The sequence below is a fragment of the Pseudarthrobacter sp. genome (genome assembly GCF_036675385.1).
Taxonomy (GTDB): Bacteria; Actinomycetota; Actinomycetes; order Actinomycetales; family Micrococcaceae; genus Arthrobacter.
The window spans coordinates 15,469-29,941 of sequence record NZ_JAKFFD010000149.1; the positions used below are offsets into that span (position 1 = coordinate 15,469).

Annotated in this window: 12 protein-coding genes; 9 read left to right on the forward strand and 3 right to left on the reverse strand. The window is 64.0% G+C overall.

Features of this window, described 5'->3' with window-relative positions:
- Positions 1 to 5 precede the first annotated feature (5 nt).
- Positions 6 to 1,577: an LCP family protein gene (locus tag V6M49_RS12110; RefSeq protein WP_332761247.1), complete on the forward strand. Its 1,572-nt coding sequence runs from the start codon at positions 6 to 8 to the stop codon at positions 1,575 to 1,577.
- A gap of 71 nt (positions 1,578 to 1,648) precedes the next feature.
- Here V6M49_RS12110 and V6M49_RS12115 read toward each other — a convergent pair whose 3' ends face one another.
- Entirely contained in the window at positions 1,649 to 3,601 is a 1,953-nt protein-coding gene (locus V6M49_RS12115) for a M13 family metallopeptidase (protein WP_141140657.1), read from the reverse strand.
- A 255-nt stretch (positions 3,602 to 3,856) separates the two neighbouring features.
- On the opposite strand from V6M49_RS12115, the gene leuA reads away from it, so the two are divergent.
- From leuA to V6M49_RS12130, 3 genes are all read left to right on the forward strand, one after another.
- The gene (leuA, locus tag V6M49_RS12120) at positions 3,857 to 5,596 is read left to right on the forward strand and encodes a 2-isopropylmalate synthase (RefSeq protein WP_332761248.1); all 1,740 of its coding nucleotides are present in this window, start codon (positions 3,857 to 3,859) and stop codon (positions 5,594 to 5,596) included.
- An 84-nt stretch (positions 5,597 to 5,680) separates the two neighbouring features.
- On the forward strand, positions 5,681 to 6,433 hold the full coding sequence (recO, locus tag V6M49_RS12125) for a DNA repair protein RecO (protein ID WP_104060689.1): 753 nt from the start codon (positions 5,681 to 5,683) through the stop codon (positions 6,431 to 6,433).
- Positions 6,434 to 6,435: 2 nt separating this feature from the next.
- A complete protein-coding gene (locus V6M49_RS12130) occupies positions 6,436 to 7,266 on the forward strand; it encodes an isoprenyl transferase (RefSeq protein WP_254751960.1) in 831 nt (276 codons plus the stop codon).
- On the opposite strand, the gene V6M49_RS12135 is transcribed toward V6M49_RS12130, so the two are convergent.
- Positions 7,221 to 8,231, reverse strand: a complete 1,011-nt coding sequence (locus V6M49_RS12135) for an alpha/beta hydrolase (protein WP_332761249.1) — start codon at positions 8,229 to 8,231, stop codon at positions 7,221 to 7,223. The two genes, V6M49_RS12130 and V6M49_RS12135, sit on opposite strands and share 46 nt — an antisense overlap.
- A 75-nt stretch (positions 8,232 to 8,306) precedes the next feature.
- Here V6M49_RS12135 and V6M49_RS12140 point away from each other — a divergent pair, with 75 nt between their 5' ends.
- Positions 8,307 to 9,380 (forward strand): quinone-dependent dihydroorotate dehydrogenase, encoded by a 1,074-nt coding sequence (locus tag V6M49_RS12140; RefSeq protein ID WP_332761250.1) that lies wholly within the window; start codon positions 8,307 to 8,309, stop codon positions 9,378 to 9,380.
- 82 nt (positions 9,381 to 9,462) lie between these two features.
- On the opposite strand, the gene V6M49_RS12145 is transcribed toward V6M49_RS12140, so the two are convergent.
- Positions 9,463 to 10,065 carry a DUF3043 domain-containing protein gene (locus V6M49_RS12145; RefSeq protein WP_058932432.1) on the reverse strand — a complete coding sequence of 201 codons (603 nt, stop codon included), beginning with the start codon at positions 10,063 to 10,065 and terminating at the stop codon, positions 9,463 to 9,465.
- 54 nt (positions 10,066 to 10,119) lie between these two features.
- Between V6M49_RS12145 and V6M49_RS12150 the strand changes: the two genes are divergently transcribed.
- The 4 genes from V6M49_RS12150 to V6M49_RS12165 form a co-directional block, all read left to right on the forward strand.
- Positions 10,120 to 11,565, forward strand: a complete 1,446-nt coding sequence (locus tag V6M49_RS12150; RefSeq protein WP_141140652.1) for a dipeptidase — start codon at positions 10,120 to 10,122, stop codon at positions 11,563 to 11,565.
- A gap of 184 nt (positions 11,566 to 11,749) precedes the next feature.
- Positions 11,750 to 12,139 carry a HesB/IscA family protein gene (locus tag V6M49_RS12155; protein ID WP_104060685.1) on the forward strand — a complete coding sequence of 130 codons (390 nt, stop codon included), beginning with the start codon at positions 11,750 to 11,752 and terminating at the stop codon, positions 12,137 to 12,139.
- A 188-nt stretch (positions 12,140 to 12,327) separates the two neighbouring features.
- Positions 12,328 to 13,200 carry an aa3-type cytochrome oxidase subunit II gene (ctaC, locus tag V6M49_RS12160; RefSeq protein ID WP_141140651.1) on the forward strand — a complete coding sequence of 291 codons (873 nt, stop codon included), beginning with the start codon at positions 12,328 to 12,330 and terminating at the stop codon, positions 13,198 to 13,200.
- Positions 13,201 to 13,210: 10 nt separating this feature from the next.
- Positions 13,211 to 14,473, forward strand: a 1,263-nt coding sequence (locus V6M49_RS12165) for a cbb3-type cytochrome c oxidase subunit I (protein ID WP_332761251.1), incomplete at its 3' end; no start/stop codon positions are given.

The window sequence follows — 14,473 nt, forward strand, 5'->3', positions numbered from 1 at the left end:
CACACATGGGGCGAGGCCGCGACAATCGCGAGTACGGAGCTGACGCGTCAGCCGGGACCGGTCCGGTGTCCCGCCACGCTGACGCTACCGCCGTCGGCGTTGCCCGGCATCTCGGATCCCGGAGCCGGATGCCGGCCTGGCTGAAGGTGACCACTGCGGTGGTCACTATCCTGGTGGTCGGCGGTCTTGGCTTCGCGGGCTACTGGTATCTACGGTTCCAGTCGAACATCACTACGGCGCCGCTGAACGCAGGTGGCGCGAACCCATCGGACGACAAATCGGATCGGATGCAGATCCTGATCCTTGGCTCCGATACCAGGGACGGCGCCAACGCGGAGTACGGCGCCGTGGACGACTCGACAGGTTACGGCAAGTCCGACGTCATGATGCTGATGGACGTATCGGCCGACAACAAGCGCGTCAGCGTCATCAGCTTCCCCCGGGACCTACTGGTCGATATTCCGGAGTGCACCGACCAGAAGACCAAACGGACTTTTCCTGCCCGCAACGGTGTCATGATCAACGAGGCCATGAACGAAGCCGGCATCGGCTGCGCCGTGGACACGGTCAACAAACTGACTGGACTGGAGATCGATCACTTCATGATGGCGGACTTCACCGCCGTGAAGGAACTCTCCAACACGGTGGGCGGTGTTGACGTGTGCATCAGTGACGCCGTCTACGATCCTGACTCCCGGCTGCGCCTGCCGAAGGGTACGTCCGCCGTTAAGGGCGAAATGGCCCTTGCCTTCCTGCGGACCCGTCATGCCTTTGCCGACGGCGGCGACCTGGGCCGGATCCGGGCACAGCAGGGATTCCTGTCCTCCCTCACGCGCAAGATCAAGGACGACGGCACACTGTCCGACCCCTCTAAAATGCTGACCATTGCCGATGTAGTGACCAAGAACCTCACGGTGGATGAGGGGCTGGCCTCCGTGCCGTCGCTCGTGAGTATCGGTAGCCGGCTTAAGGACATCGACATCAGCAAGGTGGCGTTTGTGGCCGTGCCCACCACGCCGGCAGTCACGGACATCAACCGCCTGCAGATTGCGGAGCCCGCAGGGTCCCAGCTGTTTGCGGCCCTCCGCGAGGACGTGGACCTCACGGATCCAACAGCGCCCACAACGCCGTCCCCGGCGCCCACGGAAACAACAGCCACTCCAACAGAAACAACCCCTGCGGTGCCGCCGTATGACAAGGCGCTGCAACCGGTCACCGTGGCCAACGGCAGCGGCGTCCCGGGACGCTCACAGGAAATCGTGCAGGCCTTGATCACCGGAGGCTTCACCCAATCCGGGCCGTTGGAAGCCGCGCCGGTGGCTCAGAGCGTTGTCTACTACGGTACTGAGTTCGCCGACGTCGCAGCCGACGTGGCTGCGCTGCTGGGTATTCCGGCCGCGCAGGTCCAGCTGGCACCCCGCGTCGCCGGAGTGCAGGTCTACCTTGGAACGGACTTCACCACCGGGGCAGCCTACGGCGCCGGCGCGGGCGTGGCCCTGCCCGAGGACATCGTCAACCAGACGGCCGGCGATACGGTGTGCCAGCAGGCCAACCCCGTGCTGATCGTCCAGGACTGACGGCAGCACCCAGTAGACATACAGAGAGGCGGGGCCACGCGGCCCCGCCTCTCTGTATGTCTGGAGGGTGCTTACCAGATGCTGACGCGAGCGTCCTGCGGCATCCACATGCCATCCTGGTCGGTCACGCCAAAGGCCTGGTGGAAGGCGTCCAGGTTCTTGGCGATGGCGTTGGTCCTGAACTCGTTGGGGGAGTGGGGATCCGTGGCGAGCCTCCTGATGGCCTCTTCCGACCGGATCACCTGCCGCCAGCCGGCTGCCCAGGACGCGAAGAACCGCTGCTGCCCCGTCAGTCCGTCCAGCACTTCCGGTTCCTTGCCGTCAAGGCTGAGCAGGTAAGCCTTGTAGGCGATGGTCAGGCCACCAAGGTCGCCGATGTTCTCCCCCAGCGTCAGCTTGCCGTTGACGTTGTGCCCCGGCGCCGCATAGGGGGACAACTCGTCGTACTGTGCCACCAGTTTGGCTGTGAGCTTCTCAAAGGCGGTCCGGTCATCCTCGGTCCACCAGTTCCGCAGCGCGCCGCCGCCGTCGAACTGCGACCCCTGGTCATCAAAACCGTGGCCGATCTCGTGGCCGATCACCGCTCCAATGCCACCGTAATTAACGGCGTCGTCGGCGTCGGCTGTGAAGAACGGTGGCTGCAGGATAGCGGCCGGGAAGACGATCTCGTTGAGCATCGGGTGGTAGTACGCGTTGACCGTCTGAGGTGTCATGAGCCACTTGTTAAGGTCTACCGGTTTGCCCACCTCATCCAGGTGGCGGTCGACGTCGGCATTGTGGGCCCGCTCCACGTTCCCGAGAAGGTCCAGCGGGTCGATTTCCACCGCGGAGTAATCGATCCACTTGTCGGGGTAGCCGATCTTGGCGCGGAAGGCCCCCAGTTTCCGCAGCGCCTCGGCCTTTGTTTCCTCACCCATCCAGGCAAGACCGGTGATGGACTGCCGGTAGGCCTCGATCAGGTTGGCCACCAGGGTCTGCATGCGGGCCTTGTGGGTTTCGGGGAAGTGCTTCGAGACGTAAATCTGCCCAACGGCCTCACCGAGTGCAGCTTCGACGACGGCGACGGCGCGCTTCCAGCGGTCCTTGTTCCGCGGCGTGCCGCTGATGGTTGTTCCGTAGAAGGCAAAATTGGCATCCACGAACTCGGAGGACAGGTACGGCGCGGCGCCGTTGATGACCCGCAGGGCCAGCCACTCCTGCCACACGGAGAGCGGTTCGGACTCCAGCAGGCCAGCGGCCCCACTGAAGAAGTCCGGTGTGCTGACTACGATCTCGTTGCGCTTGTCGGCGTCGATCCCGGCAGCTTCGAACCAGGTGTTCAGGAGCGGGAACAGGGTGGCCGCTTCTTCAGCGGACTTGAGGTTATAGGTCTTCTGCGGGTCGCGCAGGGTGACGTTGTCCCAGTGGTGGGATGCGAGGCTGGTTTCGAGGGCAACGACGCGTGCGGCCGCAGGCTCCGGATCGTCCACGCCGGCCAGCGTGAACATGGTCCTGACATGCTCGCCATAGGCCTTGACCATGGGGGCGAACTTCTCTTCCCGGTAGTAGGACTCGTCCGGCAGTCCCAGGCCGCCCTGGCCGGTGTAGAGCAGGATGCGGTCCGGGTTGCCAGCGTCCGGAGCCGGGTAGATGTAGAAGAGCCCGGACACGTCTGACCGGAACAGCCGCCCGGCCAGGGCCACGAGATCAGCAACCGTGGTGGTGGCAAATACCTCGGCAAGCCGCCCCCGGATGGGCTCCATGCCTTTGGCCTCCACTGTCGCTTCGTCCATGAAGCTGTTGTAGAGCTCGCCCACCTTCCGTTCTATCCCGCTGGCGGCCTCACCCTTGGCGGCTGCTTCTTCGATGATGTCCCGGACCGCGATCTCTGCCCCGTCGCGCAGCGCGGTGAATGTTCCCTCGAGTGGCCGGTCATCCGGAATTTCCGTGGCCTTGAGCCAGGACCCGTTCACGTGCTGGTACAGGTCATCCTGCGGCCTGACGGTGTGGTCAATGTTGGACAGGTCGATCCCCGAGATGGGCACAGGTGCTCCTTCGTGTGACGTGCCGCGGCCGGCGCTGGCACCGGGGCGGCGTCTGCATGTTGGACGATAAGGACGGTGGTGCTCTCTCATCTTACGCACGCGTGCTACCCTCAAATGGTGCGCGCAGAGCTCCTTCTTCTTAGCTGCCGCGGCGAGGCCTCAGACGCGATTTAGCGCAAGGCCCATCCTCGTCGCGGAGTTTGTGTTGCCCGGCCACCCTTTCAGATTTGAACCACAGAAAAGGCCCCGATAGTAATGCAAAACGCACAGAAGCCCTCCGGAATGCCCGTCCACCGCTACATGCCGTTCCAGGACCAGATCACCGTTGAACTGCCGGACCGCACGTGGCCGGACAAGGTCATCACCAAGGCCCCGCGCTGGTGCGCTGTAGACCTGCGTGACGGCAACCAGGCGCTGATCGACCCGATGAGCCCGGCCCGCAAGATGAAGATGTTCGATCTGCTGGTCCGCATGGGTTATAAGGAAATTGAAGTCGGCTTCCCTTCCGCCTCGCAGACCGATTTCGACTTCGTCCGCCAGCTCATCGTCGGTAACCACATTCCGGACGATGTCACCATCCAAGTCCTGACCCAGGCCCGCGAGCACCTGATCGAGCGGACGTACGAGTCCCTCGTCGGCGCCAAGCAGGCGATTGTCCACCTGTACAACTCAACGTCCGTCCTGCAGCGCCGTGTGGTGTTCAACCAGGACCAGGACGGCATCCTCGACATCGCGCTCCAGGGCGCCAGACTGTGCAAGAAGTACGAGGAAACCCTCGTTGACACGCACATCACCTACGAATACTCGCCGGAGTCGTTCACCGGAACTGAACTGGACTATGCCGTCCGGGTCTGCAACGCCATCGCCGACGTTTTCGAGGCATCCGCCGACAGCCAGGTCATTATCAACCTGCCTGCCACTGTGGAAATGGCCACCCCGAACGTGTACGCCGATTCCATTGAGTGGATGAGCCGGAACCTGCACCCGCGTGAAGGCATCATCCTGTCCCTGCACCCGCACAATGACCGGGGTACCGGCGTGGCCGCCGCCGAACTGGGGTACCTGGCCGGCGCGGACCGGATTGAGGGCTGCCTGTTCGGCAACGGCGAGCGAACCGGCAACGTGGACCTCGTCACCCTCGGCCTGAACATGTTCGTCCAGGGCATCGATCCCATGATTGACTTCTCCGACATCGACGAGATCCGGCGCACCGTGGAGTACTGCAACCAGCTCCCCGTCGCCGAGCGTTCCCCCTACGGCGGCGACCTCGTCTTCACCGCTTTCTCAGGCTCGCACCAGGACGCCATCAAGAAGGGCTTCGAGGCGCTGGAGAAGGATGCTGCCGCCGCCGGCAAGGACGTCGCGGACTTTACCTGGCAGGTCCCGTACCTGCCCGTTGACCCGAAGGACCTGGGCCGCAGCTACGAGGCCGTCATCCGCGTCAACTCGCAGTCCGGCAAGGGTGGCGTGGCTTACCTGCTCAAGAACGAACACAGCCTGGACCTGCCGCGCCGTGCCCAGATGGAATTCTCCGGCGTGATCCAGAAGAAGACGGATACCGTGGGCGGCGAAGTCAGCGGCGCCCAGTTGTGGCAGCACTTCCAGGACGAGTACCTGCCCTCCAGCCAGGCGGAGGGCCAGTGGGGCCGTTACTCACTCGGTTCCGTCAGCACCGAAACCGATGACGACGGCGGGATGACCCTGCACGCCTCGCTCACCGTTGACGGTGTCCAGGCCCGTCGCACGGGCACCGGAAACGGGCCCATCGCCGCGCTGTTGAGCATCCTGCGCGAGGACGGCGTGGATGTCCGGGTGCTGGACTACAGCGAGCATGCCCTTTCGGAAGGCGGCAGCGCCATGGCCGCAGCCTACGTCGAGTGCGCCGTGGGGGAGCGGGTCCTGTGGGGCGTCGGTATCGATGCCAACACCAGCATGTCCTCGCTCAAGGCCGTCATTTCCGCAGTCAACCGTGCCATCCGGGATTCCCGGGCCTGATTCGGAACACGTTGCGCGCCGGAATTCCCGGCGCGCAACGCACCGGCAATGCCGGCATTCCGTAACTCAGTGCGAAGATTAACCGTGGTCCAACAATCCTTTGCTGCCCGGTCCTACCGGGATGACGCCGTGGTGCTCCGTACGCACAAGCTGGGCGAGGCTGACCGCATCATCACGCTGCTGACCAAGCACCACGGCCAAATCCGCGCCGTCGCCAAGGGCGTGCGGCGGACCAGCAGCAAGTTTGGGGCGCGGCTGGAGCCGTTTATGGTTGCCGACCTGCAGCTGGTCTCCGGAAAGACACTGGACATCGTCACGCAGGCTGTTGCCAAGGGCGCCTATGGCAGCAACATCGCCGCAGACTATGGCCGGTATACCGTTGCCGCTGCCATGACCGAAACTGCGGAAAAACTGACCGACGTCGACGGCGAAGCCGGCACCGCCCAGTACAACCTGCTGGTGGGGGCGCTGGCCTCTTTGTCCCGGGCCGAGCACGCGCCGGGACTGATCCTGGATTCGTATCTCCTGCGGGCCCTTTCCACCGGTGGCTGGGCTCCGAGTTTTACCAACTGCGCCCGCTGCGGCCGGCCCGGCCCGCATACGGCCTTTTCGGCTCCGCTCGGCGGTATGGTCTGCGCTGACTGCAGGCCACCCGGTTCGCCTGCGCCGGCCGCGGAGACCGTCGTGCTCCTGGGTGCCCTGCTGACCGGGGACTGGACGACGGCGGATGGCTCGGACGTGCCGCACCGACGGGAAGCTGCGGGGCTGGTGGCCGTATACCTGCAATGGCACCTTGAACGTGTCCTGAAATCACTCAAACATGTGGAGCGTGGCTGACAGTGGCCTTGGGAAAAAAGAAGAGTCCTTCGCGGCAGCGGACCACCCCTGTGGTGGCACCGTATCCGCACCCGTCCGGCGCGGTTGCCCCGGCGATCCCCGCAGAATTCATCCCCCGCCATGTTGCCATTGTGATGGACGGCAACGGCCGTTGGGCCAACCAGCGGGGCCTGCCGCGGATCGAGGGACACAAAGCCGGCGAGCCCGCCCTGCTGGACGTGATGGCGGGCGCTATCGAACTAGGCATCGAATACGTGAGCGTCTATGCGTTTTCCACCGAAAACTGGCGCCGGTCACCCGAAGAGGTCCGCTTCCTGATGGGTTTTAACAAGGACGTGCTACGAAGGCAGCGGAACCAGCTGGACGACTGGGGTGTCCGCGTACGGTGGTCTGGCCGGCGTCCCAGGCTGTGGGGCTCGGTGATCCGCGAACTGGAAGATGCCGAGGAATTTACCGCGGGCAACAGCACGTGCACGTTGAACATGTGTGTTAATTACGGCGGCCGGGCGGAAATCACGGACGCCGTATCGGCTATTGCCGCCGAGGTTGCCGCAGGCCGGCTCAAACCTGGCGCCATTACCGAGAAAACCATCCAGAAGTACCTGGACGAACCGGACCTGCCGGACGTGGACCTGTTCCTGCGGAGCTCGGGGGAGCAGCGGCTCTCCAATTTCCTACTCTGGCAGTCCGCGTATGCCGAGTTCGTCTTTATGGACACGCTGTGGCCCGACGTCGACCGGCGGACCCTGTGGGACGCCGTCGAAATCTACGCCCAGCGGGACCGGCGCTACGGCGGCGCCGTCGACGCCGCACCGGGTTCGGCCGTACCGTAACCCCGGAGCCAGCGGGCGAGCCGCGCATAGGCGTCTGCCCGCACTTTGGCAGGGGAGAGGAAGACGTCGTGGAGCGCGCCGTCGATCCGTTCCACCGTGACGCTGCGCCCCAGTGTCAGGGCGCGGAGGGCGATGATGTTGACGTCCAGTACCGCGTCGGTGCGCCGCATTTCCTCGGACCAGAACGGCCCGGTGGCGCTTCCCCTGGACAGCAGCACCAGGATGGGTACGTCGATGTCCAGGCCACGGGCCACCTTGGTGTGGCCGGCCAGGATGGCGCTGAGCCAGCCCGCGCGGAGCGGAAATGCCATCGGCGGACGGAACCTGTCGTCAAGCGGCCACTCGCCGTCGGCTGAACTGCTGATGGTCCGCCAATAGAACCCCCGCTCGGGCAGCCGCAGGACAGCCTCCGGCCGGAACCGCGCCACGGGTCCCACCATCGTGGACGCAGCACGGCGGACCAGCGAGCTGCCGTGCATCTCCAGCCAGGGACTGTTTAACACCAGCTGGGAGGCCGCTCCGGGGTGGTTGCTGACCCAGAGGGCGGCCACCAGGCCGCCGGTGGAGTGGCCCATCAGCGTGAGGGAGGCCTTGGCTTCCAGTTCCGGCGTGTGCGTGTCGGCCCGGATGATGGCGATGGCGGCTTCGATCTCGGCGTCATAGTCCGCCAGGTTCGCCACGTAGCCGCCCGGCGTCTCCGGGCGCAGGCTGCGGCCGTGGTTGTGCATGTCGAGGGCGTAGAACTCGTAGCCGCTGTGTGTCCAAAACTGCGCCAGGTCCACATTGAAGAAGTAGTCGCTCCAACCATGGAGGAACAGCACTGTCCGGCGCAGGCCGGTGGCTGCCGGTTCCTTTCCCGGGCGGAAGCGCACCAGCGTGGCGGTGCGCTGGACGCCGTCTTCGCCCCCTGCCTTGAACGTGCAGGCTTCGAAGCCGGCACCGAGGATATCTGGCTGCCACCTCATGGCTTTATGCTAGCCGGAGCCGCATGTATGGCGGCCCGGTTTGGTCTGGACCGTCCGAGACGGAAAACTAGAGCCATGCGCGTATATCCGACATTCTTCAGGCTGGCCTTTTCGTGGATGGACGCGGAACGCGCCCACAAGATCGGATTCAAGGGAATCAAACTTGCCCATGCTTCCGGCGCGGGACGGCTGCTGCACCGGTTCACGGCACCCGCGGCCTCACTGCAGACTTCTGCCTTTGGGCTGACCTTCCCATCCCCATTCGGTCTCGCAGCCGGGTTCGACAAAGAGGGGTTCGGCATCGAAGCCCTCACCGAACTTGGCTTTGGCCATGTCGAAGTAGGGACCATCACCGGGCAGGCGCAGCCGGGCAACGAGAAGCCGCGCCTTTTCAGGCTGATCGAGGACCGGGCTGTCATTAACCGGATGGGCTTCAACAACGACGGCGCGGCCGCCGTCGAACCGCGCCTCAAAGCGGCACGCGCCGCCCTGCAGCGCAGGCACCCTAACGTGCGCCCCGTGATCGGGGTGAACATCGGCAAGAGCAAGGTGGTGGAACTCGACGACGCCGTGGCCGATTACCTGATCAGCGCCCGGAGCCTGGCGCCGGCCGCGGACTACCTGGTAGTCAATGTCAGCTCACCCAACACGCCCGGGCTGCGCCTTCTCCAGGATGTCCAGACACTCCGCCCGCTGCTGACCGCGGTGGGGGACGAGGCGGACAAGGCGGCAGGCCGGCACGTCCCGCTGCTGGTCAAGATCGCACCGGACCTCAGCGATGACGACATCGACGACGTCGCCAAGCTGGCCCTGGACCTTAAGCTGGACGGCATTATCGCCACCAACACCACGATCGGGCGTGAGGGGCTGGCGTCGCCGGCTGAGAAAGTGGTCGAATGCGGTGCCGGAGGCCTGTCCGGGGCGCCGCTGAAACAGCGTTCATTGGAAGTCCTGCGCCGGCTCAAGGAGGCCACCGGGGGCGCGATCACGCTGGTGGCCGTCGGCGGCGTCGAGACGGCGAAAGACGTCCAGGACCGTCTGGATGCCGGGGCCACGCTGGTCCAGGGCTACACGGCCTTCCTGTACGAGGGGCCGTTCTGGGCGTCGCGGATCAACCGCGACCTGGCGAAAGCGCGACGCAACCGCTGACTCACACAACAAAACCCCGGTGGTTGGACCACCGGGGTTTTCGTTGTTTAAGGGAGGAGTGCTGCCGGGTCCGGCCTACACGTCAGGACGGGTATTGGCCGCGCTTCACAAGCGGCTTGGGCAGGCGCAGCTTGCGGAACTGCAGGGACCGCATCGAGCCGTACCAAACCGTGCCACGCTCAACCCCGCCGAACTTCTCGGTCAGCTTCTTGCGGAGCTGCCTGGACAGAATGAACACATCCACAAACACGGCCAGGAACATCACCCAAAAACCGCCCAGGACATAAACCATCTGCTCGCTGGAAGCCGGAACAATGAGGGAAATGATGACAAATACCAGGGCGCCGAACATGAGGTATTCGCCCAGGCTGAAGCGCGCATCCACGTAGTCGCGGGCATAACGCTTCTGCGGACCCTTGTCGCGCAGGGGCAGGAACTTTTCATCACCTGTATCAAGCGCCTGGCGCATTTTGGTCCGCTGGTCCTGGATAGCCTGGCGCTCAGCGGCCTTGGACGCCTTGCGGTCCTCCGGCACCAGGGGCCGTTTGCGGGCAGCCTCCTGGGCTTTGCGCTTGGGCGTGGGCGCACCCTTGCCCAACGCGGCATCCTGCCGGGCTGCCGCTTCAGCGGCCTGCTGGTCTATTGATTGCTGCGCCGTTGGCGCTTCCTTTTTACGTCCGAACACGTGAACAGAATACCTTGCGGCCCAAGGAGATTCGGCGCGGGTATTGTGTTCGCCATGACTCCCACTCCAGCAGCCAGTCCGTCCGACGCCAACACCCCCGGCCCCGGCCACCCTGCACCGGCCATCGACGCGGACGGACTCAGGCTCTCCGTGGCAGCTTCCTTCGACACAACCCTCGACCGGCTCAAGGAACTTGTGGCCATTCCCGGCATCGCCTGGCCGAGTTTCGATCCTGCGCCCTTGGAAGCCAGCGCGCAGGCCGTAGCGGAACTGCTGCGCGCCGCCGGCCTTGAGGATGTCCAGGTCCTGCGCAGTAACAAGGAGGACGGCACCCCCGGCGGGCCTGCCGTCGTCGCACGCCGACGGGCGGCCGAAGGAAAGCCGACCATTCTGCTGTACGCCCACCACGACGTCCAGCCGCCGGGGGATCCGGCGCTGTGGGAAACGGAGCCTTTCGCCGCCGTCGAACGGGACGGCAGGTTGTACGGCCGTGGCGCTGCTGACGACAAGGCCGGGATCATGGCCCATGTGGCCGCCTATGCCGCAGCGACCGAGGTTCTGGGCACGGAATTCGGCCTTGGTGTGACGTTCTTCTGCGAAGGTGAGGAGGAAGCTGGTTCTCCCACCTTCCGTTCCTTCCTGGAAACGCACCGGGAGCTGCTGCGGGCCGATGTGATCGTGGTGGCCGACTCCAGCAACTGGAAGGTGGGCATTCCCGCCCTGACCACCAGCCTGCGCGGCCTGGTGGACGGAACCATCGAAGTCCAGGTGCTGGAGCATGCTGTCCACTCGGGCATGTTCGGCGGACCCGTGCTGGACGCGCCAACCCTGCTGTCCCGTTTGATTGCCACCCTCCACGACGCTGACGGCAACGTGGCCATCGAAGGCCTCGTATCGAATGACAACGTCGGCGTGGAGCTCACCGAAGCGGAGTACCGTGCTGATTCCTCCGTTCTCGACGGCGTCCGGCTCGCCGGCACCGGAAGCATCGCCGCACGGCTGTGGACTAAGCCCGCGCTGTCCATCATCGGCTTCGATGCGCCCGCCGTGGACGTGGCCTCGAACACGCTCCTGCCCCGGGCGCGTGCCAAGTTCAGCCTGCGCCTGGCGCCCGGCCAGGATCCGGCGGCAGCGATGGAAGCCGTTCAACGCCACGTCCAGGCCAATGCGCCCTTTGGGGCAAAGGTGGTGTTCACTCCCGGGGAAAGCGGAAAGTCGTTCCTCGCTGATACATCCTCCAAGGCGGCGACGTTCGCCATGTGGGCGCTGGGGGAAGCCTGGGGTGTTCCGGCAGTGGAGATGGGGATCGGCGGATCGATTCCCTTTATTGCGGACCTGATGGACGTCTATCCGGACGTCCAGATCCTCGTGACAGGTGTTGAGGATCCTGATTCCCGTGCCCACAGTGCCAACGAGTCCCTTCACATTGGTGATTTCAGGAACGCCGTGGTCGCCGAGGCGCTGCTGCTCGCCCGGCTGAACGCAGAAGGCCTGGCCTGAATCCCGTGTCCCTCTGATGCCGGCATTCCTCCACCGTCGGGAACAATCAGCGGGCAGGCTTGGTTACGTCAGGAGTTAGAGCTACAGGGCTGACCGAAGTAGCATGTAGCTATAGCCCGTACCGTATCCGTAGGGGCAGGCACCGCTGACGCGGGGCCGCCAGGACCGTCCTAAGGTAGGCCAAATGAGCACCGCAACCAACGAGAACATCACCGAGACCACCAGCGCTGCCAGCGAAGAACTGGCCGCACACGAGGTCAAATTGACCGACGTCGCAGCAGGCAAGGTGCGCAGCCTCCTGGAGCAGGAAGGCCGGACCGATCTCCGCCTCCGCGTTGCCGTCCAGCCCGGCGGCTGCTCCGGCCTCATTTACCAGCTGTACTTCGACGAGCGCCTCCTCGATGGAGATGCCGTCCGCGACTATGACGGCGTCGAAGTTGTGGTGGACAAGATGAGCGTGCCGTACCTCAGCGGTGCCAGCATCGACTTCGAGGACACCATCTCCAAGCAGGGTTTCACCATTGACAACCCCAACGCCGGCGGCTCCTGCGCCTGTGGTGATTCGTTCCACTGACCCGGTTCTTTCGCCCGATGTCGGCGCCGTGCTTTCCGTCCGCCAAAAACGGCACGGAGGCACGGCGCCGACATGTGGGCGAAACGCCCGGCAGAGCGGTAAGCTCTACACCGAGTAGTAAAACTTTTAGTGTGCCCGGAAGGCCCCTTGGGTGGCCGGGCAACAGCAACAAGTAGGAAGGGCCGTCTGTGAGTTCGCAGAACCGAACCGGCAGCCAACGCAAAACGATCACTTCGATCTCAGGCTTGGCAGTTGCCGGCGCGTTGGTTTTGACTGGATGTTCGCCAGAGGTAGAGAAGGGGTGGCTGCCCACCGAGCGTGGCACCACCAATCACACTGACCGGATCATGGACCTCTGGGTCAACTCATGGATTGCAGCCCTGGTTGTGGGCATCATCACGTGGGGTTTGATCGTTTGGTGCCTTGTCGCCTACCGCCGCCGCAAGGGCACCACCGGTTTCCCGCGGCAGACCAGCTTTAATCTCCCGCTGGAGGTCTTTTACCTGACCATCCCGCTGTTCATGGTCCTGGTGTTTTTCTACTTCACCGACCGCGACCAGCAGGCGATCGATGACCGCTCCAAGCCGGCCGACGTCGTTGTTGACGTCCGCGGCAAGCAGTGGGCCTGGGACTTCAACTACAAGTCCGGCGAGGTCGTAACCGAGGATGTCCACGAAGCTGGAGTCCAGGCACACCTGACGGGCAACACCATCAATAAGGAAGCGCTGCCGACGCTCTACCTGCCGGTTGGAAAGTCCGTTGACCTTGAACTGAACTCCCGCGATGTCATTCACTCTTTCTGGGTTCCCGCCTTCCTGCAGAAGCGCGACATGATCCCTGGCAAGACCAACTACATCAGGTTCACGCCCACTAAAGAGGGAACCTACGACGGCAAGTGCGCCGAGCTCTGCGGCGAGTACCACTCCGAAATGCTGTTCCGCGTCAAGGTTGTCTCTGAGACCGAATTCCAGGCTCACATGGACAAGCTCAAGGCAGATGGCAACACGGGACTCCTCGGCGAAGAGTATGACCGCAACCCGAACCTGAACGAAATTAAGTAAGGGGAGCGACGTGGCTACTTATACCCAGACCGCACCTGCCGGAACCCTTGAGGCTCCCGTAGTTCCTAGGTCCAAGGGACGCATCGTCGTCAACTGGATCACCTCCACCGACCACAAGACCATCGGGTACATGTACCTGATCGCGTCGTTTGTGTTCTTCTGCCTCGGTGGCGTCATGGCTCTGCTCATCCGGGCTGAACTGTTCGAACCGGGCATGCAGATCCTGCAGACCAAAGAGCAGTACAACCAGCTGTTCACGATGCACGGCACCGTCATGCTGCTGATGTTCGCGACGCCGCTGTTCGCCGGCTTCACGAACGTCATCATGCCCCTGCAGATCGGTGCCCCCGACGTCGCGTTCCCGCGGCTGAACGCCCTGGCCTTCTGGTTCTTCCTCTTTGGCTCCACCATCGCGGTGTCCGGCTTCATCACCCCGCAGGGTGCGGCGTCGTTCGGCTGGTTCGCTTACGCGCCGCTGTCCAACACGACGTTCAGCCCGGGGGTCGGAGGTGACCTGTGGGTCTTCGGCCTGGCGCTGTCCGGCTTCGGTACCATCCTGGGCGCGGTCAACTTCATCACCACCATCATCTGCATGCGTGCTCCGGGCATGACGATGTGGCGGATGCCAATCTTCACCTGGAACGCCCTGGTGACGTCCATCCTCGTGCTGATGGCCTTCCCGCCGCTGGCTGCGGCACTGTTCGCGCTCGGCGCGGATCGCCGCTTCGGTGCCCACATCTTCGATCCGGAGAACGGCGGCGCGGTCCTGTGGCAGCACCTGTTCTGGTTCTTCGGCCATCCCGAGGTGTACATCATTGCGCTGCCGTTCTTCGGCATTGTGTCCGAGATCTTCCCTGTCTTCAGCCGCAAACCGATCTTCGGCTACAAGGGCCTTGTCTACGCCACCATCGCCATTGCGGCCCTGTCCGTGACCGTGTGGGCGCACCACATGTACGTGACCGGCTCGGTGCTGCTGCCGTTCTTCGCCTTTATGACCATGCTGATCGCGGTCCCGACCGGCGTGAAGTTCTTCAACTGGATCGGCACCATGTGGCGGGGGTCCATTACATTCGAGACTCCCATGCTGTGGGCCCTCGGCTTCCTGATCACGTTTCTCTTCGGTGGCCTGACCGGGATCATCCTGGCTTCGCCGCCGCTGGACTTCCACGTGTCTGATTCCTACTTCGTGGTGGCGCACTTCCACTACGTGGTGTTCGGCACTGTGGTGTTCGCGATGTTCGCAGGCTTCTACTTCTGGTGGCCAAAATTCACC

Coding starts and splice junctions, on each gene's coding strand:
- V6M49_RS12110 (WP_332761247.1), top strand. CDS start 6: ATGGGGCGAGGCCGCGACAATCGCGAGTACGGAGCTGACGCGTCAGCC.
- leuA (WP_332761248.1), top strand. CDS start 3,857: ATGCAAAACGCACAGAAGCCCTCCGGAATGCCCGTCCACCGCTACATG.
- V6M49_RS12135 (WP_332761249.1), bottom strand. CDS start 8,231: ATGAGGTGGCAGCCAGATATCCTCGGTGCCGGCTTCGAAGCCTGCACG.
- V6M49_RS12140 (WP_332761250.1), top strand. CDS start 8,307: ATGCGCGTATATCCGACATTCTTCAGGCTGGCCTTTTCGTGGATGGAC.
- V6M49_RS12150 (WP_141140652.1), top strand. CDS start 10,120: ATGACTCCCACTCCAGCAGCCAGTCCGTCCGACGCCAACACCCCCGGC.
- V6M49_RS12155 (WP_104060685.1), top strand. CDS start 11,750: ATGAGCACCGCAACCAACGAGAACATCACCGAGACCACCAGCGCTGCC.